Annotated in this window: 22 protein-coding genes and 1 riboswitch; of the genes, 10 read left to right on the top strand and 12 right to left on the bottom strand. The window is 68.0% G+C overall.

Features of this window, described 5'->3' with window-relative positions; genetic code table 11:
• Positions 1-24: 24 nt before the first annotated feature.
• From rplA to NWF34_RS18385, 5 genes are all read left to right on the top strand, one after another.
• Positions 25-741, top strand: coding sequence for a 50S ribosomal protein L1 (gene rplA / locus NWF34_RS18405; RefSeq protein WP_006358216.1), 717 nt, complete (start codon positions 25-27; stop codon positions 739-741).
• A gap of 108 nt (positions 742-849) precedes the next feature.
• Entirely contained in the window at positions 850-1,749 is a 900-nt protein-coding gene (locus tag NWF34_RS18400) for an ABC transporter substrate-binding protein (RefSeq protein ID WP_258325726.1), read from the top strand.
• A 1-nt stretch (position 1,750) separates the two neighbouring features.
• Positions 1,751-2,773: an iron ABC transporter permease gene (locus NWF34_RS18395; RefSeq protein ID WP_258325725.1), complete on the top strand. Its 1,023-nt coding sequence runs from the start codon at positions 1,751-1,753 to the stop codon at positions 2,771-2,773.
• Positions 2,770-3,558, top strand: a complete 789-nt coding sequence (locus NWF34_RS18390) for an ABC transporter ATP-binding protein (protein ID WP_258325724.1) — start codon at positions 2,770-2,772, stop codon at positions 3,556-3,558. Before NWF34_RS18395 ends, NWF34_RS18390 begins: the two co-directional genes overlap by 4 nt.
• Entirely contained in the window at positions 3,555-4,886 is a 1,332-nt protein-coding gene (locus tag NWF34_RS18385; RefSeq protein WP_258325723.1) for a bifunctional adenosylcobinamide kinase/adenosylcobinamide-phosphate guanylyltransferase, read from the top strand. The genes NWF34_RS18390 and NWF34_RS18385 overlap by 4 nt, the downstream gene beginning before the upstream one ends.
• A 40-nt stretch (positions 4,887-4,926) precedes the next feature.
• Here the strand turns inward: NWF34_RS18385 and NWF34_RS18380 are convergent, their stop codons facing one another.
• From NWF34_RS18380 to NWF34_RS18370, 3 genes are read right to left on the bottom strand one after another with little or no spacing between them, the layout of a single operon-like run.
• A complete protein-coding gene (locus tag NWF34_RS18380) occupies positions 4,927-6,000 on the bottom strand; it encodes an ABC transporter substrate-binding protein (RefSeq protein WP_258325722.1) in 1,074 nt (357 codons plus the stop codon).
• On the bottom strand, positions 5,997-6,821 hold the full coding sequence (locus tag NWF34_RS18375; RefSeq protein WP_258325721.1) for an ABC transporter ATP-binding protein: 825 nt from the start codon (positions 6,819-6,821) through the stop codon (positions 5,997-5,999). The genes NWF34_RS18380 and NWF34_RS18375 overlap by 4 nt, the downstream gene beginning before the upstream one ends.
• A complete protein-coding gene (locus NWF34_RS18370) occupies positions 6,821-7,873 on the bottom strand; it encodes an iron ABC transporter permease (protein ID WP_258325751.1) in 1,053 nt (350 codons plus the stop codon). Before NWF34_RS18370 ends, NWF34_RS18375 begins: the two co-directional genes overlap by 1 nt.
• Before the next feature lie 71 nt (positions 7,874-7,944).
• Positions 7,945-8,127, bottom strand: a riboswitch (cobalamin riboswitch).
• A gap of 120 nt (positions 8,128-8,247) precedes the next feature.
• Between NWF34_RS18370 and NWF34_RS18365 the strand changes: the two genes are divergently transcribed.
• The 4 genes from NWF34_RS18365 (at position 8,248) to NWF34_RS18350 (ending at position 11,666) form a co-directional block, all read left to right on the top strand.
• Positions 8,248-9,201: an L-lactate dehydrogenase gene (locus NWF34_RS18365; RefSeq protein WP_258325720.1), complete on the top strand. Its 954-nt coding sequence runs from the start codon at positions 8,248-8,250 to the stop codon at positions 9,199-9,201.
• Positions 9,202-9,338: 137 nt separating this feature from the next.
• On the top strand, positions 9,339-9,611 hold the full coding sequence (locus NWF34_RS18360; protein ID WP_096273232.1) for an excalibur calcium-binding domain-containing protein: 273 nt from the start codon (positions 9,339-9,341) through the stop codon (positions 9,609-9,611).
• 161 nt (positions 9,612-9,772) lie between these two features.
• Positions 9,773-10,603 (top strand): DUF2786 domain-containing protein, encoded by an 831-nt coding sequence (locus NWF34_RS18355; RefSeq protein WP_258325719.1) that lies wholly within the window; start codon positions 9,773-9,775, stop codon positions 10,601-10,603.
• Positions 10,604-10,748: 145 nt separating this feature from the next.
• Positions 10,749-11,666, top strand: a complete 918-nt coding sequence (locus NWF34_RS18350; RefSeq protein WP_159405520.1) for a LysR family transcriptional regulator — start codon at positions 10,749-10,751, stop codon at positions 11,664-11,666.
• Between the two features lie 64 nt (positions 11,667-11,730).
• Here NWF34_RS18350 and NWF34_RS18345 read toward each other — a convergent pair whose 3' ends face one another.
• The 6 genes from NWF34_RS18345 to NWF34_RS18320 form a co-directional block, all read right to left on the bottom strand.
• Positions 11,731-12,645 (bottom strand): carbohydrate ABC transporter permease, encoded by a 915-nt coding sequence (locus NWF34_RS18345; protein WP_258325718.1) that lies wholly within the window; start codon positions 12,643-12,645, stop codon positions 11,731-11,733.
• Positions 12,632-13,600: a carbohydrate ABC transporter permease gene (locus NWF34_RS18340; protein WP_375295686.1), complete on the bottom strand. Its 969-nt coding sequence runs from the start codon at positions 13,598-13,600 to the stop codon at positions 12,632-12,634. Before NWF34_RS18340 ends, NWF34_RS18345 begins: the two co-directional genes overlap by 14 nt.
• Positions 13,601-13,603: 3 nt before the next feature.
• A complete protein-coding gene (locus NWF34_RS18335) occupies positions 13,604-14,458 on the bottom strand; it encodes a metallophosphoesterase (RefSeq protein ID WP_258325717.1) in 855 nt (284 codons plus the stop codon).
• Positions 14,455-15,837 (bottom strand): ABC transporter substrate-binding protein, encoded by a 1,383-nt coding sequence (locus tag NWF34_RS18330; protein WP_258325716.1) that lies wholly within the window; start codon positions 15,835-15,837, stop codon positions 14,455-14,457. Before NWF34_RS18330 ends, NWF34_RS18335 begins: the two co-directional genes overlap by 4 nt.
• Positions 15,834-16,964, bottom strand: coding sequence for an ABC transporter ATP-binding protein (locus tag NWF34_RS18325; RefSeq protein WP_258325715.1), 1,131 nt, complete (start codon positions 16,962-16,964; stop codon positions 15,834-15,836). The genes NWF34_RS18330 and NWF34_RS18325 overlap by 4 nt, the downstream gene beginning before the upstream one ends.
• A 179-nt stretch (positions 16,965-17,143) precedes the next feature.
• Positions 17,144-18,043, bottom strand: coding sequence for a YhjD/YihY/BrkB family envelope integrity protein (locus tag NWF34_RS18320; RefSeq protein ID WP_258325714.1), 900 nt, complete (start codon positions 18,041-18,043; stop codon positions 17,144-17,146).
• Positions 18,044-18,091: 48 nt separating this feature from the next.
• On the opposite strand from NWF34_RS18320, the gene NWF34_RS18315 reads away from it, so the two are divergent.
• On the top strand, positions 18,092-18,610 hold the full coding sequence (locus NWF34_RS18315; RefSeq protein WP_258325713.1) for a TIGR04338 family metallohydrolase: 519 nt from the start codon (positions 18,092-18,094) through the stop codon (positions 18,608-18,610).
• Positions 18,611-18,616: 6 nt separating this feature from the next.
• On the opposite strand, the gene NWF34_RS18310 is transcribed toward NWF34_RS18315, so the two are convergent.
• From NWF34_RS18310 to NWF34_RS18300, 3 genes are all read right to left on the bottom strand, one after another.
• Entirely contained in the window at positions 18,617-19,921 is a 1,305-nt protein-coding gene (locus tag NWF34_RS18310) for an oxygenase MpaB family protein (RefSeq protein WP_258325712.1), read from the bottom strand.
• 127 nt (positions 19,922-20,048) lie between these two features.
• The gene (locus tag NWF34_RS18305; protein ID WP_258325711.1) at positions 20,049-22,106 is read right to left on the bottom strand and encodes a CocE/NonD family hydrolase; all 2,058 of its coding nucleotides are present in this window, start codon (positions 22,104-22,106) and stop codon (positions 20,049-20,051) included.
• Between the two features lie 221 nt (positions 22,107-22,327).
• On the bottom strand, positions 22,328-23,503 hold the full coding sequence (locus NWF34_RS18300; RefSeq protein ID WP_258325710.1) for a glycoside hydrolase family 76 protein: 1,176 nt from the start codon (positions 23,501-23,503) through the stop codon (positions 22,328-22,330).
• Positions 23,504-23,755: the final 252 nt, after the last annotated feature.

The following is a 23,755-nucleotide window of genomic DNA, read 5'->3' as shown; positions in this document are numbered from 1 at the left end:
TCAGTGCGGAGAAGGAACAGAGCAATGAGCAAGAAGAGCAAGGCCTACGCGGCCGCGGCCGAGAAGGTCGACAAGTCCAAGCTGTACAGCCCGCTGGAGGCTGTGGAGCTGGCCAAGGAAACCTCGTCGAAGAACACCGACGCGACCGTCGAGGTCGCGATCCGGCTGGGCGTCGACCCCCGTAAGGCAGACCAGATGGTTCGAGGCACCGTCAACCTGCCGCACGGCACGGGTAAGACCGCCCGCGTGATCGTGTTCGCCGCCGGCGACAAGGCCGCCGAGGCCACCGCCGCCGGTGCCGACGAGGTCGGCGCCGAGGACCTGATCGAGCGCATCCAGGGTGGTTGGCTGGACTTCGACGCCGCGATCGCCACCCCGGATCAGATGGCCAAGGTCGGCCGCATCGCGCGTGTCCTCGGACCGCGTGGCCTGATGCCGAACCCGAAGACGGGCACCGTGACCACCGACGTCACCAAGGCCGTCAACGACATCAAGGGCGGCAAGATCAACTTCCGCGTCGACAAGGCAGCCAACCTGCACTTCGTCATCGGCAAGGCCTCGTTCGACCCGGCCAAGCTGGCCGAGAACTACGGCGCCGCGTACGACGAGATCATGCGTGCGAAGCCGTCGGCAGCCAAGGGCCGCTACATCAAGAAGGTCACCGTCTCCACCACCACGGGTCCGGGCATCCCGGTCGACCCGCAGGTGAGCCGCAACTTCGCCGAAGCGCCGCAGGCCTGATCCGGTAGTAGGCGCTCTCGCGTAGACAGAGACCACGAGGGGTCCGGCAATCACTGCCGGGCCCCTCGTGTTCTGTCTCCCCGTTCTTTCATCGGAGGTCATTGGCTCGTGGTGAGAATCCCTGCCGGAACCCGTCGTCGTGGTGGTGCGGTGACCGCCGTGCTGCTGACGATGTTGCTGGTGGTCGTCGGCTGTGGTGCCGACGGGGGCCGGAACGACGACGCGGCGGGGTCGGGGACGCCGTCGAAGATCGTGTCACTCAGTCCCACGACCACCGAGATGCTGTACGCCGTCGGTGCGGGTGATCAGGTGGTCGCCGTCGACGACCAGTCCGACTATCCGGCCGAGGCGCCGCGAACCACACTGTCCGGGTACACCCCGAACCTCGAGGCGATCCTCGCCCACGACCCCGATCTCGTCGTCCTGACCGACGACAACAACGACATCATCGCCGGTCTGGACCGGGTGGGCGTCGAGGTGCTGCGGCTCCCCGCGGCGAAGAACCTCGACGAGACGTACGCACAGATCCAGCAGGTCGGTGAGGCCACCGGCCACGCCGAGAAGGCCGATCAGCTCGTCGCGTCGATGCGCGACGAAATCGAGCAGATCGTCCGGACCGTCCCGCTGCGCGAGGTGCCGCTGACCTACTTCCACGAGCTCGACGACACGTATTACACAGTCACCGACGACACCTACCTCGGCCAGATCTACGGGCTTCTCGGCCTGCGGTCGATCGCATCCGGGCAGAACGGCTATCCGCAGCTGTCGACCGAGTACATCCTGGAGAGCGATCCCGAGATCATCTTCCTGGCCGACTCCCAGTGCTGCGCGGTCACACCGGAGAAGGTCGCCGCGCGTGCCGGCTGGAGCGACCTGCGTGCCGTCGTGAACGGTCAGGTCCATGTCCTCGACGAGGACATCGCGAGCCGGTGGGGTCCGCGCGTCGTCGACCTGGTCCGGGACATCGCCCAGATCGTCTCCGCCGTCGACGGACAACCCTCGAACTGAGATGGTGAGCCGTCAGGTCGGGGTCATCTGCGGGGCCGTCGCGGTGTTGCTGGGCGCATGTCTGCTCGCAGTCCTCGTCGGCCCGGCCGGACTGACACCGAAGGGCGTTCTGCTCGACCTTCTCGACCGCCTCCCGCTCGTCGACGTCGAGTCCGGGCTCACCCGACGTCAGCAGACGATCCTCTGGGAGGTGCGGATGCCGCGCGTGGCCCTGGGTGCGCTGGTCGGTGCGATGCTCGCCGTCGCCGGTGCCGCCTATCAGGGCGTCTTCCGCAATCCGCTCGCCGACCCGTATCTCCTCGGCGTGTCCAGCGGCGCCGGGCTGGGCGCGACCGTCGCGATCGTCCTCGGCGGCGCGGCCGGCACGATCGGCCTGCCGCCCGCGGCGTTCGTCGGCGGCATCGTGGCCGTCGCCGCGACGTATGCGCTGGGCCGCACCGTCGGCGGTGGACGCACCGAGGTGGTCATCATCCTCGCCGGCGTCGCGGTCGCGGCCTTCGCGAACGCCATCCAGACCTTCCTCATGCAGCAGCACGACGACACGCTGCGTCAGGTCTACAACTGGATGCTCGGTCGCCTGGCCACCGACGGCTGGTCCGAGGTCATCACCGTACTGCCGTACGTCGTCGCGTGTGTCGCCGTCATCGTGCTGTTCGGGCGCACACTCGACGTCATGGCCGTCGGCGACATCGAGGCGTCGAGTCTGGGGATCAGACCCGAACGGGTGCGACTGCTGCTCGTCTGCGTGGCGACCCTGGGAACCGCGGCCGTGGTGTCGGTGAGCGGGTTGATCGGTTTCGTGGGCATCGTGATCCCGCATGCGGTCCGGCTTCTCGTCGGACCCGGACATCGACTACTGCTGCCGCTGTCGTTGCTGGTGGGCGCGGCGTTCCTGGTGCTCGCGGACGTGGTCGCGCGGACGGCCATGTCGCCGTCCGAGCTGCCGATCGGCGTGGTCACCGCGGCCATCGGGGCGCCGTTCTTCCTCGTCGTCCTACGGCGCAGCGGTCGGAGTCCGGAATGACCGCCTCGATCACCTGCCGCGGTGTCTGCGCATCCCGCGGGGGAGTGGAGGTCCTCCACGACGTGGACCTCGAGATCGGCTCGGGCGCCTGGGTTTCCCTGGTCGGCCCCAACGGTTCGGGCAAGACGACGCTGCTACACGCACTCGCCGGTCTGGTGGCCTCGACCGGACGGATCGACGTCGCGGGCGTCGACCCCGGTCGCGCCCGTCGCCGCGAGATTGCCCGCGCCGTGGCGCTGATGCCGCAGCGGCCGATCGTGCCGGAGGGCACGTCGGTGCGCGAGCTCATCGGGCTGGGCCGCACCCCGCACATCGCCCGGTTCAGTGGCGAAACCCGCTCGGACCGTGAGGTGGTCGACGACGTCATCGAGCGCCTCGACCTCCAGGAGTTCGCGAACCGGTCCGCGTCCGCGCTGTCGGGTGGTGAGCTGCAGCGGGTGGTGCTCGCGCGGGCGCTGGCCCAGCAACCGCGTGTGCTGCTCCTCGACGAACCGACCAGCGCCCTCGACATCGGCCATCAGCAGCAGGTTCTCGACCTCGTCGACTCCATGCGGCGGGCCAGTGAGCTGACCGTCATCGCCGCGATGCACGACCTGACGTCCGCGGCTCAGTACGGGCAACGACTCGTGCTCCTCGACCGGGGGCGAATCGTCGCCGACGGTCCGCCCGCAGAGGTGCTCACCGCCGAACGCCTGCGGGACGTCTATGCCGCGAAGGTGGAGGTACTCGACCGTCGTGACGGCCCGGCCGTGCTGCCGGTTCGGGATTCGGGAACATCGCGATGAAGGTCACGCTACTGGGCACGGGCGCCGCCGGGGGTTGGCCGAATGCGTTCTGCCACTGCGTCTCCTGTGACGATGCACGCCGTCTCCGCGACTTCCGTGCCCAGACCGCGGCACTCGTCGACGACGTGCTGATGCTCGACTTCGGGCCCGACGCGCCCGGCGCGGCGGTACGCCACGGATGTTCGCTCGCCGGGGTGCGACATGTCCTGGTCACTCATGCACATGCCGATCACCTTGCGCCGCAATCGTTGTTGTTCCGGTCATGGGTCGAGCGCGCCGGCGATCTGGAGGTGATCGGTCCGGCTGATGCCCTCGACGCCTGTCGACCGTGGGTGGGTCCCCGCGACCCGGTGCGGTTCAGTCCCGTCGTCGCCGGTGATCAGGTGCGGGTCGGGGAGTATGACGTGCGAGTGCTTCCCGCACGCCACAAGGTCTTTCGCGACGGGGACGCGGTCCTCTACGACGTCACCGGCCCCGACGGCACGCGGTTGCTCTGGGCGAGTGACACCGGCGTCTGGCCGGGCGAGTGGTTCGGGGCGGTCGCGGGCGCCGCATTCGACGCGGTCTTCCTCGAGGAGACCTTCGGCGACCGCGAGGACCTCTCCGACGGTCATCTGGGATTGACCGGTTTCGCGACGATGGTCGAGGGCTTGCGGGAGGTCGGTGCCGTCGTCGACTCCACCGATGTCGTGGCAGTTCACCTGGGACATCACAATCCGCCGGTCGGCATGCTGCGCGAGCGGCTTCGAGATCTGGGTGCGCGCCCGGGACGAGACGGGGAGGTGCTCGACATGGGTGGGCCGGTGCGGCGTCGGGTGTTCGTCACCGGCGGAGCGAGGTCGGGGAAGTCTCGGTACGCCGAAGGCCTGCTGGCCGGCGTCGACGATGTCGTCTATGTCGCTGCGGGCGGTCCGCGGACCGGCGATCCCGAATGGGAGCGGCGCATCGAAAGCCACCGCCGGCGCCGGCCGGCGTCGTGGACGACGGTCGAGGACACCGACGTCGCCGGTGTCCTGCGGTCGGCGGCTCAGCCGGTCCTCGTCGACTGCCTCGGTACCTGGCTGACCGCCCGGATCGATCACCACAATGCGTGGGAGAAGGGCGATCTGGACACCGTGCGAGCCGACGTCGACGATCTCCTGGACGCTTGGCGGACCTGTGCGGTCCCGGTCATCGCGGTCAGCAACGAGGTCGGCAGCGGTGTTGTCCCGGCCACCGCGTCGGGCCGGTTGTTCCGCGACGAACTGGGCCGTCTGAACGCCGGAATCGCCGACCTCGCCGACGAGGTGGTTCTCATGGTCGCGGGGCGACCGGTCACCATCCGCTGAGCCTCCCGCAGAATCGCCACTTCCGGGATGGGGTGACGGCTCAGTTCAGCCAGTCGTTGCCGCTGAGACCCAACTGCCGGACGTCGAGGGTGGGGGTGATCCCCGACGCGGGGACGAGATCATGTGCCTCGAGGACCGACCGCAACGTCTCGGCCGCATCGATGTTGAGCGGACTCGACACCCACATCGCATAGGGAAGGTTCACAAAGCGGTTCTCGCGCACGGCCTTCAGGTTGCGGCCGGCCGGATTCGCGCGCAGCGCCTCGATCTTCTGCTCGACGGACTGACCGGGGTAGTCGACGAAGACGATCAGATCCGGGTCGGCCGTGGTGATCCGCTCCCAGCTGACCGCGGTCCAGGTGTCCTTGACGTCCTCGGTGGCGTTCCGCGCGCCCGCGGCGTCGATGATGCCCTGCGGTCCGCCGAAAGCGCCCGACGAGAAGATGGTGTCGGAGACGCTGTCGAAGACGAAGACCGTCGGCTTCTCCGCCGGTTGCGGTGCGCTGCGGAGGCTTTCGAGGCGGTCGGCGATCTCGTCGGCTGCTTTCGCCCCCTGCTCGGGATTGCCGGTGATGGTGCCGATGTTGCGCAGGTCGGTGTCGAGCGCGACCCATGGATCCATCGTGCCCCGCGGTGCCTGACCGTCGGCCTGACGGCATGCCTCCGAGAGCTGGTACACATCGATGCCGTGCGAGGCCAGGATCTCCGGGGTGATCCCGCGGGACTCACTCATGCCGTAGTTGTATCCGGCGTACAGGACCTCAGGTTTGGCGCCGACGATGTTCTCGAGCGTGGGCGGTTCGGTGGCGACCTCGTCGAGCGTGTCGACCTGCGGACCGTATTCGAGTCGGAGAACATCCTTGTCGCGCGCGAGCGAGCTGACGGCGACCATCTTGTCGCGTGCGCCGGCCGCCAGCGCGATAGCGATCATCCCGCCGTCGTTGGCGAACAGCCGATCGAGAGGCTGGTCGAAAGTGACCTCGGCGCCGCAGTTGGTGACGGTCACGGTGTCGGATGCGGTGGCGTCGGACTCGGTGCCGCAGCCTGCGGCCACCCCTAGGAGAACGGTTACGGGGGCGAGTGTGGGTGCGACTCGGGTGATGGTGCGGTTCATCGGTTTTCCTTGCTGGTGTGGGCCTGCTGCGCAGTGATGGGAGAGTTCAACAGGAGATGCGGGAGACCGGTCTCGGGGTGCGACACGACGGTGCCGGACACATCGAAGACCGAGGTAAGCAGATCGGGTGTCAACACCTCGACCGGCGGGCCGTGCGCGGTGATGCCGCCGTCGAAAACGACAGCGACGGAGTCGAAATGGCGGAGGACGAGGTCCAGGTCGTGCATGGCGGAGATGACCGTGGCGTCGAGGTCGTCGAGGATCTGCATCAACCGCAGCCGCCAGGCCGCGTCGAGATGGTTCGTCGGCTCGTCGAGAACGACGATCGGCGTCTGCTGGGCGATCGCGCGGGCGAGCACGACTCGATGCCGTTCGCCGCCCGACAGATGCATACACGACCGGCGTTCCCAACCGCCCAGTCCCACCTGCTCCAAAGCGGACCGGATGATCTCGTGGTCGTCGGAATTGCCTGTGGACCAGGCAGACCGGTACGGCGTGCGTCCGAGGCCGACCGCTTCGGCGACCGTGAGTTCGGCCGACGGATGTTCATCCTGACCGACGACCGCGATCGACAGCGCACGACGCCGCGCGGGAAGACGATCGAGATCGTCGCCGGCCAACCGGATACGCCCGGTCGCCGGTCTCTCGAGACCGCACAGGGTCCGGAGCAACGTGCTCTTCCCCGCCCCGTTCGGGCCGACGATGGCGAGGCGGGTTCCGGCCGGGACGTCGAGGTCCACCTCGCGCAGGATCGTGCGGCCCCCACGACGACAGCTGACGGCGCTCGCGCACAGGGTCATCGAACGTGTGCCGGAGCTCATCAGGACCCGCCGCCGAACACGTACTGGCGTCGTCCCATCAAGAACAGGAAGATGGGTGCGCCGATCAGTCCGGTCACGATGCCCAGCGGCATCTCGCGTGGTGAGGCCGCCACTCGTGAGATGACATCGACCCACACGAGGAACAGGGCACCGCCGCAGACCGCGACGGGGATCATCGCCCGGTGCGTCGCGCCGACCAGCAGCCGAGCGGCGTGGGGGACGATCAATCCCACGAATCCGATTCCGCCCGCGACCGCGACCAGGACTCCGACGACGATGCCCTGGACCGCGAACAACGCGTTCCGCATGGCACGCACGGGAACCCCGAGAGACGTCGCGGTGTCGGTGCCGGCCGCGTAGGCGTCGAGCCAGGAGTGGATCGCCAGCATCGCGAACGCCGTGACGGCGACGACGACGCCGGCGATCTGGACTTTCGCCCAGGTCGCGCCGGCGACGCTGCCCAGCATCCAGAACATCACGTTGTCGGCGGCATGCGGGTCCGCGGCGGTGAACACCAGCAAGGAGGACAGCGCCATGAACGCCGACGACAGCACCACCCCGGAGAGGATCAGGCGCAAGGCGGTCAGTCCGCCCTGCGACCGGGCCACCGCGTACACCGTGACCGACGCCACGAGTGCGCCGACCAGGGCGCCGCCGGACAACGCCCAGACGCCGAGGGCGGCAAACGAACCGAGCGTGATGACGGCCGTCGCGCCGACCGCGGCTCCGGCGGACACGCCCAGAAGGTACGGCTCGGCGAGCGGATTGCGGACGAGGGCCTGCATGACTGCACCGGCGAGGGCCAGACCGGCGCCGACGATCGCCGCGAGAACCGAACGCGGCACACGGAGATCCCAGATGATCACGGAGTGCGCGGTGTCGAGCTCGTCACCTCGGAGATGCCCGGCGACGGTACGCCAGACATCACCGATGGGTATGGTCTCGGCGCCGAAAGCGGTGGCGACAGCAATGCTCACCAGGGTGAGAACGAGAAGGATCAGGGCAAGAGGCATCGACGGAAGTCGCCGTACCGACGTGTCGGTGGCGATCATCGTCGTGCCGTCGGGAGGACGGGGCACGGGTGGTACTGCCTTCGGTCTGGGTATCTGTGCGCGAGATACCGGGTGGACTCGACGAGAACGGCAGGTATTCGGACTCGGGTTCGTCCGGACCCGACGCCTTCCCGGGTTGCCCCAGTGGCTTGATGTCGGGTCCGTCCCCCATACCGCTGCGCGCCAGTCCTGGATTCGCACCAGGTTCCCCGGCACCCGCTTGTGCAGGTGCGACCGATCTCTCCGGTGAGGTTAGCAATACGGACACCGAGGCCCAACGTGCGTAGCCGGGCGAGTGCTGCCCGGAGGTCGTAGGCTTGGGGCCGGCAGAGCAACGACCAGACGCGAATCGAACCGAGGCGGACGGTGATCCGATGGACGGACGGCCCACGAAACTGGCCATCATCGGCGCGGGCGCGGTGGGCACCGCGATCGCCTACTCGGCACTGATCCGGGGGGTCGCGCGGACCGTCGCCCTGCTGGACATCAAGGCGACGAAGGTCACCGCGGAAGTGCTCGACCTGTCGCACGGTCTCGAGTTCGTGCCCCGTGCCGACATCATCGGCTCCGACGACGTGTCGGTGTGCGCCGACGCCGACGTCGTCGTGTTCACGGCCGGTGCCAAGCAGAAACCGGGTCAGTCGCGTCTCGAATTGGCCGAGGCGACAATAGGTTTGACACGATCGATCCTGCCCGGGGTGCTCGAGGTCGCGCCGAATGCGATCTACCTCATGGTGACCAATCCGGTCGACGTCGTCACCTACGCCGCCCAACGGATCACCGGCCTGCCGTCGAATCGGCTGTTCGGTTCCGGAACCGTTCTCGACTCGTCGCGCCTACGGTTCCTCGTTGCGCAGCACTGCGGTGTGGCGGTCCAGAGTGTGCATTCCTATATCGTCGGCGAACACGGCGACAGCGAGATCCCGCTGTGGTCTTCGGCGACGATCGGCGGGGTGCCGCTGACATCCTGGACGGCCTTGCCCGGCCGGCCGGCCATGGATTCCGTTGCACGCGAACGCATTCGGAATGAGGTCGTGCACGCCGCCTACGCGATCATCGAGGGCAAGGGTGCCACCAACTACGCCATCGGCCTCGCCGCCACCCGGATCGTCGAAGCTGTGCTCGGCGACGAACACCGGGTGCTGCCCGTCTCGACGGTCGCCTCCGGGTTCCCCGGGCTCGAGGACGTATGTCTGTCCCTGCCGACGGTCGTCGACCGCGGTGGTGCGCAGACGCGACTCGAGGTGCCGCTGTCGCCGGACGAGGAGGCGGGTCTGCTCGTATCGGCCGAGACCCTGCGCGGGATGCAGGCGCGATTCGGGTTGTAGCGCGCTCCTTCGGTCCCGTGACGACCTTGCATGGCGCACTGTCCATCGGCCGGACCAATCTCGCGACACAACGCGGATACCGACGACGCTGCCGGGTTAGCTTTGCCTGGTCACATCGGTCTAGGGAGAGTTCGACGATGAGTGCTTCGCGAAAGATGGTTCTGGGGTTCGTCGCTGCGGCGTCGATGGCAGTCGCGCCGCTGATGGTCGCGGCACCCGCGTCGGCCGCGACCGACTACGCCAACTGCACGGCACTCAACGCCGACCACCCGCACGGCGTCGGCGAGCCCGGTGCCGTCGATTCGACCTCCAGCACCCCGGTCACGAACTTCACCGTCGACCAGGCCCTCTACGACGCCAACGACGAGAGCGATCGCGACAAGGACGGCATCGCCTGCGAGAAGCAGTGACCGCGATTCCACTCCGGTGACGTGTTCACCCCGCGTCGTGTTCGGCGAGACCCGCGCGACATCGCCCGCTGGTTGTCCGCGGGCGGAGCTCCCGACCCTGGCCTTTCCGGCCCGTCGGCGGCCCGATGGAACCGATCGGGCCGCTGGATAGTCTGAAATACATGCGCGACGACAAGCTGCTCACCCGGATCTCCGCCCTCCTGCGACAGGCGGAGAACACCGACAACGAGCACGAAGCCGAGACGTTCATGCAGGCCGCACAGCGTCTGGCCACGGCGTCGTCGATCGATCTCGCCGTGGCCCGCGCGCACGATCCGGCCGCCCGCAAGAAGGCCACCCCCATCTCGCGGCAGATCAAGATCGGCGAGCCGGGCAAGCGCGGCCTGCGCACCTACGTGCAACTGTTCGTGGCCATCACCGCGGCCAACGACGTGACCGTCGACGTCGCGAGCAACTCGACCTTCGTCCTCGCCTACGGCTACGAGGCCGACATCGACGCCTGCGAGGCGCTCTACACGTCGCTGATCATCCAGATGGTCGCCGCCAGCGACGCCTACCTGAGGTCGGGGGCGTACAAGGGCGAGACATTCGCGCGGGTCGTCACGAGGGGCAGCGGATGGCGTGCCCGTCGGGTGATCGAGGAGAAACCGCTGTCGCCCATCACGGCGCGACTCAACTTCCAATCGGCCTTCGCCGAACGCATCGGCAAGCGGCTCACCGAGGCGCGCGACGCCGCCCGCGAAGAAGCCCTCGCCGCCGAGCGGAGGTCCGGTGAGCCCGAACGTTCGACGGCGCTGGCGTTGCGCAACAAGGAACTCGAGGTCACCGACTTCTACAAGACCGAGTCCACCGCACGCGGCACGTGGCGACCGTCGAGTGCATCGGCCGGCTACTCCGAGGCCGCACGGAAGGCGGGCGACCGAGCGGGGCGTCGGGCCAAGATCGGTGCCGACCGCGAATTCGGCGGTGCCCGAGGGGCTCTGGAGGCCTGACGGCGCTCGACCCCCCCACCGATCGAGGGTGCTGCGGACCCGGGAACCGTCCGACAGGTGGGCTTCGCCCGGAGTTCACCGCACGTTACCCGGTGTCGATAGCGTGATCACTCGACCGCATCACGGCTTGACCAAGGGGGAATCCGTGGAATTCAGGCACCTGGTTTCGTTCCTCGCGATAGCCGAGGAACTCCACTTCGGCCGGGCCGCTGCCCGTCTCCACCTCACCCAGCCGTCATTGAGCGCCCAGCTCCAGAAACTGGAACGGTCGTTGGGAGTGCAACTCGTGCAGCGCACCTCGCACGAGGTCAAACTCACCTCGGCCGGTGAGGCCTTCGAGTCCCACGCTCGGCTCATCGTCCTGCAGATGGAGAAGGCGGCCACCAGCGCCAAGTCCACCGCCGAGGGGCTGTCCGGGTCGCTGAACGTCGGATACAACCTGCCGGCCGGACACCACGTCCTGCCGACGGTGATGACGCGGATGAGCAAGGACTACCCGGACATCTCGATCTCGCTGTGGGAGAAGCGGACCGGACCGCAACTGGCGGCACTGTCGGACGGCACGCTCGACGTCGCCCTGGCGTACGGGCGTCCGCACACCCGACAGTTCCGGTCGCGCCGGTTGCTCGCCGACATCCCCATCGTGGCGATCGTCGGCCGCGGCCACCGGTGGGCCGGGCGGTCCGGGGTGCGCTTCGCCGAACTCGCCGCCGAGCAGTGTTTGCTGTTCCAGCGCGAACAGACTCCCGCGATGTACGACTCGATCGTGAGGGCGGCGGCCGAGGCGGGTATCGAGATGACCCTCGCCGGCACAGCGGACGATCCGGGCGCGGCGGCCTACATGGTGGCGGCCAAACCGTTGGTCGGTTTCGCGTCGCTGCCGCGTGCGGTGGCTGTGGGACGGGGTGTCCCGGGGCCGGGACCCGTCGCGGTGAAGCTGTTCGACCCGATCCCGGTCATCGACCTGTACGCCGTGTGGCGTGCCGACGACACCAGCCCGGTGGTCGCCCGCTTTCTCGACTGCCTGGGCGACGAGGCCGACTCCCGGCGTCTGGTCGGCTGACGCGGGCGACTCGCGTGCTCGTCGGGATGACGCGAATGCGGGCACCTCGAGCAAGACCCGACGCCTACTTCAGTCCGGAGCGCACGAACGCGTTGACGATGTGGCGCTGCATGAGGAGGTACAGGACGAACACCGGCAGGCAGGTCATCCCGGCAAGGGCCATCATCGCGCCCCAGTTGGTGCCCTCGGCGGTCATGAAACTCCGCAGGCCGATCTGCACGACCGAACCCGCCCGCTGCAGGATCATCGCGGGCCAGAAGTACTCATTCCACGCGTTGATGAACAGCAGGATTCCGAGCGCCGCGAGCGCCGGCCGCAGGTTGGGCACGATCACGGTCCACAGGATCGACCACGATCCCCGGCCGTCCATCTCGGCGGCCGCGACCAGCTCCTTGGGGAAGGACTCCAGGTGCTGGCGCAGCATGAGCACGGCGAGAGCCGAGCACATCGTCGGCATCACCACGCCGGCCAGCGTGTTGAGCAGACCGAGCTGCTGAAGCAGAACGTAGTTCGGCAGCATCGTGACCTGGAAGGGCACCAGCCAGGTGCCGACGAAACCGAGGTAGAGCAGTCCCTTGAAACGGAATTCGAAGACGGCGAATGCGTAGGCCGCGAGCAACGCGACGAGCAGCTGCGCGATCATCGAGCCGGTGGCGACCGCGCATGTGTTGAACAGCAGGCGGACCACATCGGTCTGTGCCGCCGCGTCGGCAAAGTTCTGGAATGACAGCGGCCACGGCAGCGGGGCCAGCGAGTACTGGTCCTCGGGTCGTCGCAGCGCGGTCGCGACCATCCAGTAGATCGGAAACCCGCAGGCCACCGCGATGGTGGCGAGGACGAGGTGACCGCGGATCCGCGCACCGCGGGTGACGCCGCGGGAGCGTGACTCGCGGGCGGGAACCGCGTTCACCCCTACCGCGGCGTCGCGCGTGGCGGCGGCGCCGGTCACGTCGTGGGTCAGCAGGTCACTTGTCGTCATGGAAGGTCACCCGTTCCGATAGGCGGACCAGCCCGGCGGCGAGCAGTCCGAACAGGACGAAGACGACGATGCCCATCGCCGCACTCATACCGGCATCGAAGGTCTGGAAGCCGTACTCCCACAACAGGTAGTACACGTTGGTGGTGGCACCGGACGGACCGCCCTGGGTGAGGGTGTCGATCAGTGGGAAGGTCCACTGCGCGCTCAGGAGCACGGTGAGCAGCGTCAGGAGCACGAGGGACGGAGAGAGCAGCGGCAGCGTTATCCACCGGTCGATCTGGGCGTTCGTGGCGCCGTCCACGCGGGCGGCCTCGTGGTAGTCGGGGTTGATGCCGGCGATGCCGGCCGTGACCACCAGGACGGCGAACCCGACGACATGCCACCCGGTGATCACGATGATCGCGAGCTGCGCCGTCCGGGTGTCGTTGATCCAGTTGACGTCGAGACCGAGGACGCGATTGATGGCACCGTCCTCCGGCTCGGCCAGCCACCGCCAGGCCGCCGCCGATGCCACGGGCGCGACGAGGAACGGCGCAAAGATGACGCTCTGGTAGAGCACCCGCATCCGGCCGGTGACGCTGCGGCTCGCAAACGCGATCACGACCGGGGCCAATACCGCGAAGGGCAACAGTCCCACGATGACCTCCACTGTGTGCCAGAGTGATTCACCGACCTCGGGGAGCTCGGTGAGCCGCCGGTAGTTGTTCCCACCGACCCCGACCATCGGGTTGTCCGGCAGCAGGTTCCACGAGTGGAACGACAGCTGTACGGCCTGCGCCAGTGGCCGGTACGTCCAGATCACCAGCAACGCGATCGCCGGTGCGAGATACATGTACGGTGTCGCGCGTCGGAGGAGGCGCCCACGCGATGGTCGTCGTACGCGGGCGGGCGCGGCAGCGAACACATCCCGGGGCGTCGTACCGGACGGAGAGGGATCGCCGAGGGGAATCAGCATGGGTCAGTCCTGACGTGCCGGCTCACGCAGTGCCGCCAGCGTCTGTGATTCGTCCGCGTCGTACACCGTCTCGGTCGGGGTGGCCTCGACCGCGGTCGCGACCACGGTGCCGTCCACAACGTCGATGCGACTGAAGCCGTATCCGATGTGCCCCCGATGCCGTCCCACGGGGGCGAGGGTGTCGAGACGGTAGGCGAGTGCCGGACCGACCCACACCGGGATCCCCGCCAGAGAACCGCCTCCGGTCAGATGCGAGTGCCCGCAGACGATCATCCGCACATCGGACCCGGCAAGGACCTCTGCCAGCCGGTCGGCCTCGCGCAGGCGCAGCAGGTCGATCGGCGCGATCGCCGATCGCAACGGCGGATGGTGAAGCGCCAGCACCGTGGTGCCCGACGGTGCGGGCGTTGCCACCTCGTCGCGCAACCAGGCCAGCTGCTCGGGCTCGAGCCACCCGTCATGCCGGCGCGGACGGGTGCTGTCCAAGGTGATCACCCGGGTTCCGCGGAGTAGATGCACGGTGTCGTGCGGCGCATCGGGATCACCCGGCTGGTCGAACAAACCGATCCGGAATGCTTCTCGTGCATCGTGATTGCCCATCGCGTAGATCACCTGCGCGCCGATCGACCCGGCCGCGGGCTCGACGAGGTCGCGCAGCCTGCGGTAGGCCCGGACGTCCCCGTTGTCGGTGAGATCACCCGACAACAGCAGCGCATCCACGCGCCTGCCGGAGGCGACGATCCGCTCGAGCACCTCACCGAGGTTGCGGGCGCTGTCCACGACGCCCCGCAGCAACTGTCCCGGAGGCACGATGTGGGTGTCGGTCAGCTGCACGATGGTGCAGTCCGTCGTACTCATCGAGCCGGCATCAATCGGGTCGACTGGCGCTGCGCCTCGCTCAGGGCGGCCTGCGGGTCGGCACCCTGGTAGACGACCTTCTCGACGGCTGCCATCAGGTTGCTCTGGATCTGCTTGTAGCTGTTGCCGGGCATCGACCGCCAGGGTTCGAGTCGTTGCAGCTGATCCAGATTCGGATCGATCAGCCCGCGGTTCTCGCGTGCCCATTCGCCCAGGTGAGCCGGATCGTCGACCAGGCCGGTACGGAGCGGCAGGTATCCGATGCCCTTGGCGATCGTCGTGAACGCGTCGTTGCCGGTCAGATAGCGGATCAGCTCCCACGCCGCCCGCTGCTTGGCTGGGTCTTTGGCGAAGATGTACAGTGCCACACCGGAATTGGTGGGTACCGTGGGATGCCCACCGAAGGCCGGCATCTGTGCCGCGCGCAGTTCCCACTTGTCTTTCGCGCCCCCGAGGAACGTCGCCTGCATGGAACTGCTCTCCAGGATCATGCCCATGTCGCCACGCGTGAAAGCCTCGTAACCCTGCTTCTGCGTGAATGCCGGTGTGCCACCGGACTTCACGAGCTGCTGGGCCATCGAGGTGACCGCGATCGCGGCGGGATCGGCGAACGACAAGGTGGTGCGGTCCGGGGAGATGACCTGTCCGCCGGCGGAACGGATCAAGCTCTGATAGCACCAGTCGGTGGCCGATTTGGTCAGGCAGTCGATGTAGACGCCGCCCTTGCCGGTCCGGGCGGCGATCGCACGAGCTGCTCCGGCGACCTCGTCCCACGTGGCGGGAGGCTTGTCGGGGTCGAGGCCGGCGCGGCGGAACAGGTCGGCGTTGTAATAGAACACCGGGGTCGACATCACGAACGGAATGCCGAAGGTGACGCCGTCGGACACACCGAGCGTTCGCACGCTCGACGCGTAGGGGTGGCGCTCGCCGAAGTGCGCTTCGACGGCGTCGGTGCCGAACAGCGTCGAGAGTGGCTGGGCGCCGAGCTGGTCGACGACGAAACCGAAATCGCCGAAGCCCAGCTGTGCGACGTCGGGGGCCGAGCCGGCCACCGACTGGTTCTGCACGCTCGAGATGGCGTCGCGGGCGGGGTTGGGGCTGTTGCCCTGCGGTTTCTGGGCCTTGACGGTGATGTTGGGGTGTTTCTTGCTGAAATCGGCGATCAGTGTGTTGAAGGTGTCGGTCCATGCACCGGCCAGACCGTAGTTGTAGCTCTCGAAGACGATCGTGACCTTCTGGGCCGGATCGAGTTCGGGCACCGCGCCGGCGGTTCCCTCCCCGGCGGTCGAACCCATGCTGCAGGCGGACAGTACGACGGCGGTGGTGGTGAGCGCGGCGACGATCGCCACCGCTCTGCGACGCAGGGACCTGCGACTCATGATGCTGCTCCTTGTCGGATGAGGGTGTTCTCGCGGGTGCTGGAGGTGTGCGGCTTCCACTGCAGACGCCGGCCGCTGGACCGGTCGAAGAGATGGATGTCGCCGGCAGCGACGGACAGGCGGATGTGGTCGCCCGCTCGCGCCGTCGGGCGTCGGACGCGGGCCTGCAATGTCGTGGTGTGGGCGCGCAGGTGCAGGACCTCGTCACTGCCGACGTTCTCGACGGTGAGGACCTCCGCGGCGATCTGGCCGCGCGGGTCGAGCACCATCCGTTCCGGCCGGATTCCGGCGGTGACCTCGTGCGGGGCATATCCGCCGACCGGCGTGGGGAGGTCGATCGGTAGGTGAATCCCGGGTGCGCGCACCACCATCCGGTCGTTCTCGGAGGCCACCACAGCGTCGAACAGGCACATCGGCGGGGCGCCGAGGAACGCGGCCACGAACGTCGACGCGGGTCGGTCGTACAGCTCGTCGGGCGCGCCGACCTGCTCGACGTGGCCCGAGTCGAGCAACACGATGCGCGTCGCCATCGACATGGCCTCGATCTGGTCATGGGTGACGTACAGGAACGTGGCGCCGATGCGATCGTGCAGGTCGACGAGTTCGGTCCTGGTGGCCGCACGCAGTCGGGCATCGAGATTCGACAGCGGTTCGTCCATCAGATAAGCGCCCGGTTCCTGCACCATCGCGCGGGCGAGGGCCACACGCTGGCGTTGTCCGCCCGACAGGGCGGCCGGGCGGCGTGCGAGCAGTTCCGTGAGTGCGAGCGACGACGCCACCCGCTCGACCCGACCGGTGATCTCGGAGCGCCGGACAGACCGGGCCCGCAGCGGGAACGCGACGTTCTTGGCGACAGTGAGATGCGGATACAGGGCGTAGCTCTGGAACACCATCGCGAGACGCCGGTCTCGGGGCGGCAGATCGGTGACGTCGTGGCCGTCGATCCGGATCTCACCCGCGGTCGGCTCGGCGAGACCGGCGATCATCCGCAGGAGCGTGGACTTGCCGCATCCGCTGGGGCCGAGGAAGACGATGAACTCGCCGTCGGCGACGTCGAGGTCTATCGAATTCAGCGCTCGTGTGGACCCGTAATCCTTGGTGAGTCCGGAAAGCTCGATCCGGCTCACGACGAGATCGCCTCCGGCAGCGACCGATCCGGGCGGTCATCTGGATGATGTCGTGCGGTTCCTGCGGTCATGGTGTCCCCTCCGGTTCACGATCTGCGCAGACACAGTGTCGGCCGCGGACGGTGACGAGGGGGGATGGATAGGCAGCGCCTATCGTGCGAGAGCGGGCGGCCCGGAGCTCACACCGGCGGGCGGTACCAGGAGGCGGTCGGCACGGTGAACGGTGCAGGCGTTCCCGCCCACCGCTGAACCCGGCGTCCCACGCGGCCCCCGTCGGTGACCACGGCATGCACGACGATGGCGGTCACGACCAGGATCGCAGCGAAGACGAACAGCCAGCCGATCGCGACGAAGACGATGCCGAGCGTGCCGAAGTAGCGGATGGTGCTCGACGCCAGCGTGGGCAGCGCGACGCGGCTCCCGGCCAGCAGCACCGTGATCAGCAGGCCCGTGCCCACGCCGTTGAGCACCAGGAGGCGGAGCGGGACCTGGGTGGAGACCAGCAGTCGCGGGATCGCGGTGAACGTGGCGGACCAGATCACGACCGTCACCACGAAGATCAGCACGATGCCGAGCAGCCCGCTGCCCCCGAGATAGATGCCGAAGAGCGATTCGGCCCGCAATCCCGTCGACAATCCTTGCGCGGTCACGGCGGCCGGGATGAGGAACAACACGACCACCCAACGCCAGAACGCTCGCCATGGCAGTTTGGTGACACCCCAGATCGAGACATACATTCGGCCGAGTGCACGTGACAGGGAGGTGGCGCCGACGATGGTCATCAGTGCGCCGATGACCCCGAAGGTGGCGAAGGACTGCGGGTCGTCGACCGACGTGTGGTCGAGGCGGCTCACCGGGATGCCGAGTTCGGTCAGCGCGTCGTCGACGACGTCCGTGCCCGGCAGGGTGAGCACCAGGATGACGATGGGCAGGATCGAGGTGAACGCCTGCGCGGCGAGGGTCATCGCCCGGTCGGTCACGTCACCGCGGGCGATGTCGGTGAGGATGCGCAGGCCGAGCGTCGCACCAGGGAGTCGGAGCACGCGTTCGGCGAACGCACGCACGTCGGGACGGCGCATGAAGACTCCCATCGGGTACAGCGGACCCTCATCATCATTGGTGATGCCGTGAGCCCCCGTGACACCGGGCGTGCCCGGTACTACGACGCCGAGCGACTCGTGTTCCGGCTTTTCGACACCGCGTCGTCGTCGCGCACCGTGCAGCTGGCCGGGACCGAACTCACCTTGCCGGCCGAGGCCCGGTTCGCCTCGATCGAGGCGGTGCGTGACTACGTGCGAAGGGTCTTGGAGCTGCCGAGCGTACGATCGCGGTTCCCGCGCGCCGCCGAGCCCGTGTCGGTACGCGAGCGCCGAGGTCAGAGCTCGGCGCACTACGCCCGGTCGACGACGGCGTCCGGAAACGAACTCGTGCGCGCCGAGATCGCGATCCCGTCGTCGGCCGAGGGGCGGTGGGCATTACGGGAGCTGGTCGTTCTGCACGAACTCGCCCATCATCTCGACGACTCCAGGGGCCCGGGACACGGACGCGGCTTCGTGCTCACCTTCATCGAACTCGTGGGTCTGGTCCTCGGACCCGAGGCGGCGTTCGTCTTCCGCGTCGTCCTCGCCGACTCGGGGATCGGCTGATCGGGTTCAGTGGCCGGTGATCCCCTTGGCCGCATGGCCGATCGTCGCATCGCCCCCGGCCATGATCCGCATGAACTCGCGCTGTTCGGCCATCCCACGCTCCGCGGCCCGCTCCCGTCCTCCCGGCCGCTGGGCGGCGATCGAACGGATGATGTTGACGGGGAACCGGATCGCCGGATACCACGGCAGGACGAACGGCAGTCCCAGGGTGCGCATCGCACCTCGTCCGAGGAATGCGCTGGTGATCGAGAGATGTTGCGAGCGCGCGATCTTGCGCCGCAGACCCGCGAACCGGGAATAGTCCCACTGGAGTGGGTCGTCGGCCATCGGAACCGAGAGCTGCCTGGTCGTCTCATCCGGGGTCGAGAGGACGTACGAGGTTTGGTGGAGCACACGGATCGCGTGGCGAAAATCCCTGGGCAGGAACTCGTCCCGGACGCCGAGAAGCCAACCGGTGTACCGCGTGAGGTGTGCGACGGCGTCGTACTCGCCGGGCCGATTGACGAGTCCCATCATCACCGCTCCGAGGCTGGGCGAGACGAGCGCCCCGATCAGCGTCGCGGCCATGTCGGTCTGGTTGATGGGAAGGCCCCAGGCGTCGGAATCCCAGTCCGGGAGGGCGGCGACGTGGCGTCGGACGAATGCATGGATCAGCCGGACGTGCAGCGTCGATCGATAGCCGACTCCCTGTGGCAGCAAACCGTTCTCGGTGATGACGTCGGTGGCCCACTGGGTGGTCTCGGCAAAGCGCTTGTTCGAACCCTTCTCCAATGCGCCGGTGCGCAACAGGGTCTGGTTGAAGCCGGAGAACTGGTAGCCGCCCAGCAACGCGACGTCACGTGCGACGTACAGACCGTCGGCGCCGCCGCTGCGCATGATCCGGGCACCCTCTTCGATCAGGTCCCGGTCGACCCAGTCCGGGGTCTTCTCGTAGACCTCGAAGAACTCGCGGAGCGGAGCCGGGGCGTCGGTCACCGAAGCGATGCCGTTCTCCAGCGCCTGCTCGAACAGCGGACGCGCCTGCGTCATCCCGGCCGTGTGCATCCACTCGACCAGGCGATCGGCCGGTTCGTCGCCGACGGTGAGGAGCTCGCCGAGGTGACGGAAGAGTTCTCGGTCGGGTTTACGCAGGCCCAGCAGAAGGCCGACGGCCCACAGGCCGGCCGGGATCTTGCACGGACCCGAGGGGTGCCGCGTCGGGATCGTCGTCGCGGTGGGGATCGGTGCGGTGGGGATCGGTGCAGGGGGGATCGGTGCGGCGGGGCCCGGGGGCGCCTGCGGTGCGGTGGAGGCGACCCGTGAGGTGGTCATCGGACGTGCACTCCGATCGGAGACGTGTCGAACAGGGCTGTCATCGAAACGTAGGTCTCCGGCGACGCAGAGTCAATGGGACGGATGAAAACATTCGTCCCAAGTGGCTGGTCGCAGGATCGGGATGTCAGATGGAGGCGGCGTCCTCCAGGCCGGATCGCAACCCCTCGCCGGCGAGCAATGTGAGGTAACTCGGATGCGCGGGGTCGAGGACCAGGCGCTGCTTGCGGCCGCGTGCCTTGATCAGGTCGGGCACGACGGTGAGGTACCGCGGCAGGCTGGCCGCGTAGACGTCCACGCGCAGGCGGTGGCCGGGTTGCAGTACCGCGTCGGTGGGGACGAGGTCGACATCGATGCGGACCGGTTCGTCGGCCGGGACCGGCAGTTTGCGCTTGTGGGACAGGTAGTGGTGCGCCGACAGCAGGCTGCCGTCGGTGGCGTACGTCGACTTGCTGCGGTCCAGGGCGCGATTCGACGCCGATAGTGCACCGTTGGTGAGTACGGTCGACGTGCCGTCGGGCGCAACGTCGTTCACGGTCACCGCCCAGATCGCCTCGTGCGCGGTGGTCGCGACGTTGAGTCGCAGGTTCATCGCACCGCTGACCGGGGTCGCCTCGAGAACCGGTGCCGTGGTGAACGACAGCGCACCCCGCTCCTGGAAACGAGCGTCCTTGGCGAAGTCGGCGCCGAGGATCATCGTTGCGCCGGCAGTCACCTGGGTCATGTCGCGCGACCGTAGGCCGCGGGTGTCGGGACGGATGTGCAGCGATGAAACACTTTGTGCGGGAGTGGAACCCAGCGTTCCGTCGTGGACGGCGTGATCGGCGGTGGACGAGGTGTCCGGCGTCAGGTAGAGCCGGGTCGGCGCCACGCCGGGCCGCGGGAAGTTCTGTCCGGCCGTCCACGCGCCGCCCTGCTGCAGCATGGTGACCGGACCGTAGAACTCCACCCCGTTGCGGTGCCCCTTGAGCCAACGGTCGAACCAGGCGCGTTCGAGGACGTCGAGTCGCGGCGGCGCGAACTTGCCGCCGTAGCCCGAGCCGACGTCGAGGTGATAGCCGTCGCCGACGATCATCTGCTTGCGGCCGGGCTCCATCCTCAGTCGTTCGTAGACACCGGTGGCGCTGCGGCCGAACAGGTCGTGCCATGCGCCGACCGTGAACGTGGGGGCCTCGATGCGGTCGACGATCGGGTCGCGTTCGTCGAAATACGGGTCGTCGAAGATACGTGTGTCGCGCGCGGTGAGGAAACCCCAGAGCAGCGAGGGGATCTCGGTGGCCGGCGACTTCACCCGGTCGATCGCCCACCGCAGAGCGTGGCCGCTGACGATGTCACGAACGATGTTGGCGGGGTTGGGAACCCACTTGAGCATGTTGACCGCCGACAACCACACCGGGATGAACGCCGACGGCATGCCGCCGGTGATGTAGATGTCACGCACGATGTCGTCGCAGCCCTCGACCGCGAAGACCGCCTTCAGCTGCGGCGGTCGCTTGTCCGCGGCCTGCAGCGAGTTGATCGCCGAATACGACCAGCCGGCCAGCCCGACGGTTCCGTCACACCATTCCTGCTCGGCGACCCAGTCGATGATCTCCACCGAGTCCTGCTGCTCACGCGGGCCGAGGATCTGCCACTTGCCGTGGCTGGCGCCGGTGCCGCGTACGTCGACGACGACCTGTACGTAGCCGCTGCGCACCAGGTTGCGGTTGATGCCGAAGACGTCGAAGACCCCGCCGGACAACGTCTGGGTGAGGGTGGTGAGGCCCTCGAGTGCAGTGCCGGTGGCGTCGATCGAGGCCGAGGCGGTGTGGAGTGCCTTGCCGAGCACCGGTGCATGCAACGCCTGGTCGACGAAGTCGATGGCGGCCCGGTTGTACGGGTTGATGTTGATGATTGCGGGATAGGGGGTGAGGACCGTCTGCCCGAACCGATTGGCCGGACGGATCACCGTGGCACGCAGGATGACACCGTCGCTCATGGTGATCGAGACGTCACGATCGATGACCACGCGCGGGTACAACTGCTTGCCATCGACCTGTTCACGCCAGCGGATGGCGTCGGCGCCACCCGTGGGGTCGCCGAGGGGGAGGGTGCCGAAATGGGGCGCCTCGGTGATGCGTTGCGAGGGAAGTGGCGAGGGAACCGGGCGTGCGCGTCGTTCCGCGGGATCCAGCTGATACGTCATGGTGCATCACCCTGCCTGGGGTGGGGTGCCACACCGTGTGTGCTGCTGGTCGAGATGGCCGGGTGGACACCGACGCCCCGTCGTGTCGGTCGTGGGCGCCAGGCCGGATCCGACTGCTTGGGATCCGGTGTGTTCCAGGTCACCTCACACGTTCGCTGAAGAATAGCTCAGCTTCGGTATCGGATGGCTAACCGGGTGGCGTCGGTTTGACCATCGGAGATCTACGAACGATCACGTTCGGGCAGCGACAGGTCGATCGCGGCGGCGCCCTCGAGGACCATCCAGGCCGACAACTGTACCGACAGGTCACGTTCGGGGACCTCCGACGGTGTCACGGCACCCGCCACGAACTGGGCTTTCTTGCCGGAAGCCGTGGGTACGACGGCCCTGCGGCGCCAGTCGCTGGGGAAGACGACGTGCCCGCGGATCTCTGTGCGATTGGCCCAGGCCGCGTCGGCGCTCGAGGTCACGATCCGGGCTGCCCGGGCGCGCAGTTCATCCGATCCGCCGACCTCGGGCAGATCGGTGGCGACGAGCGCCAGATAGCGGGCGAGAACCCCGTGGAACAGGCCACCGTCGCCGCCTCCGCCGCCGTTGATCACCCCGTCGGTGCACGAGTGCTTCTCGACGGCCCCGAGGAGTCGGGCCAGACGGTCCAGGTGACGCTGTTCACCGGTCTCGCGGAAGACCTCGAGTTCGGCGCCGAGTACGACGCCCTGGCAGTAGGTGTACGTGCCGGTCTCGGCCTTCAGTGAACCGTCGGGCTCCTTCTTCAGGCCGTCGATGACCAGGTGGGTCTTCGGGTCGATGAGGTTGGCGTCCATCCAGTCGCACATCGCGACGGCGCGTTCGACGTGGCCGGTGCGGGCGACCAGGATGGCCGCGGGACCGTTCGCCGGCGCGTTGAAGAACTGGTCGGTGGTGCGCCAGGGGATACCGCCGCCGTCCTCGGGGGCCCAGGCGTCGAGCATCCGTCGGGTGAGGACGTCGAGGCCCCGCCGATGGTCGAGGTCGAGGTGACGGTCGGCGCGTTCGATCGCCAGGCCCAGCCACGCCATGTCGTCGTAGTAGTTGTTGGTCCACCGCCCGAGGTTGCGGACCTTGATCCCACGCAACACCCGGTTGGCCTCGTCGGCGATGTGCGGATCGAACGAGCGGTCGCCCTCGACGCGGTGGATCGCGGCGTCGACGAGCAGATCGACCAGATGTGCGTGCCACCAGTAGTGCCAGGACCCGAGGTGCGCCGCGACGAATCCGATCGGCCAGGCGACGGCCGCCGTGCGCGTCGTCGGCAACCCGAACGCGCGCTGCAGGTGGCGCGCCGCGATGGCGTCCATGGCGGCCTGCGCGCGCTCATTGGGGTCGTGCACCTCGGTCGATTTGGATTGTTGCCCCACGACCACGTAGCCTAATCGTCGATGTGATGCACACCCGTGCGTCGTATCGGTTCAACCAGAGACCGTTGGTCGTCGGGAACTCCCGAACGAAGGCGCGACGAAGTCGCCGGCCCACGCAGGATGAACGAGGAATGTTGTCCCACACATTACGTGTGTGCGTCTTCACGCCCCGTGCCTGCGCGCCGGGGCGTTTGTCATTTCAGCCCTCGATCGCCTCCACGGCCCGTCGCTCAGTTGAACCCGACCAACTCA

The organism is Gordonia sp. GONU (assembly GCF_024733855.1).
Taxonomy (GTDB): Bacteria; Actinomycetota; Actinomycetes; order Mycobacteriales; family Mycobacteriaceae; genus Gordonia; species Gordonia amicalis.
The sequence above is the reverse complement of the archived record's forward strand: the minus strand, read 5'-3'. Positions and strand labels throughout refer to the sequence as shown.

Coding starts and splice junctions, on each gene's coding strand:
- NWF34_RS18355 (WP_258325719.1), top strand. CDS start 9,773: ATGCGCGACGACAAGCTGCTCACCCGGATCTCCGCCCTCCTGCGACAG.
- NWF34_RS18345 (WP_258325718.1), bottom strand. CDS start 12,645: ATGACGACAAGTGACCTGCTGACCCACGACGTGACCGGCGCCGCCGCC.
- NWF34_RS18330 (WP_258325716.1), bottom strand. CDS start 15,837: ATGAGTCGCAGGTCCCTGCGTCGCAGAGCGGTGGCGATCGTCGCCGCG.
- NWF34_RS18365 (WP_258325720.1), top strand. CDS start 8,248: ATGGACGGACGGCCCACGAAACTGGCCATCATCGGCGCGGGCGCGGTG.
- NWF34_RS18305 (WP_258325711.1), bottom strand. CDS start 22,106: ATGACGTATCAGCTGGATCCCGCGGAACGACGCGCACGCCCGGTTCCC.
- NWF34_RS18340 (WP_375295686.1), bottom strand. CDS start 13,600: ATGCTGATTCCCCTCGGCGATCCCTCTCCGTCCGGTACGACGCCCCGG.
- NWF34_RS18370 (WP_258325751.1), bottom strand. CDS start 7,873: ATGATCGCCACCGACACGTCGGTACGGCGACTTCCGTCGATGCCTCTT.
- NWF34_RS18385 (WP_258325723.1), top strand. CDS start 3,555: ATGAAGGTCACGCTACTGGGCACGGGCGCCGCCGGGGGTTGGCCGAAT.
- NWF34_RS18375 (WP_258325721.1), bottom strand. CDS start 6,821: ATGAGCTCCGGCACACGTTCGATGACCCTGTGCGCGAGCGCCGTCAGC.
- NWF34_RS18310 (WP_258325712.1), bottom strand. CDS start 19,921: ATGACCACCTCACGGGTCGCCTCCACCGCACCGCAGGCGCCCCCGGGC.
- NWF34_RS18335 (WP_258325717.1), bottom strand. CDS start 14,458: ATGAGTACGACGGACTGCACCATCGTGCAGCTGACCGACACCCACATC.
- NWF34_RS18390 (WP_258325724.1), top strand. CDS start 2,770: ATGACCGCCTCGATCACCTGCCGCGGTGTCTGCGCATCCCGCGGGGGA.
- NWF34_RS18395 (WP_258325725.1), top strand. CDS start 1,751: ATGGTGAGCCGTCAGGTCGGGGTCATCTGCGGGGCCGTCGCGGTGTTG.
- NWF34_RS18380 (WP_258325722.1), bottom strand. CDS start 6,000: ATGAACCGCACCATCACCCGAGTCGCACCCACACTCGCCCCCGTAACC.
- NWF34_RS18360 (WP_096273232.1), top strand. CDS start 9,339: ATGAGTGCTTCGCGAAAGATGGTTCTGGGGTTCGTCGCTGCGGCGTCG.
- rplA (WP_006358216.1), top strand. CDS start 25: ATGAGCAAGAAGAGCAAGGCCTACGCGGCCGCGGCCGAGAAGGTCGAC.
- NWF34_RS18320 (WP_258325714.1), bottom strand. CDS start 18,043: ATGCGCCGTCCCGACGTGCGTGCGTTCGCCGAACGCGTGCTCCGACTC.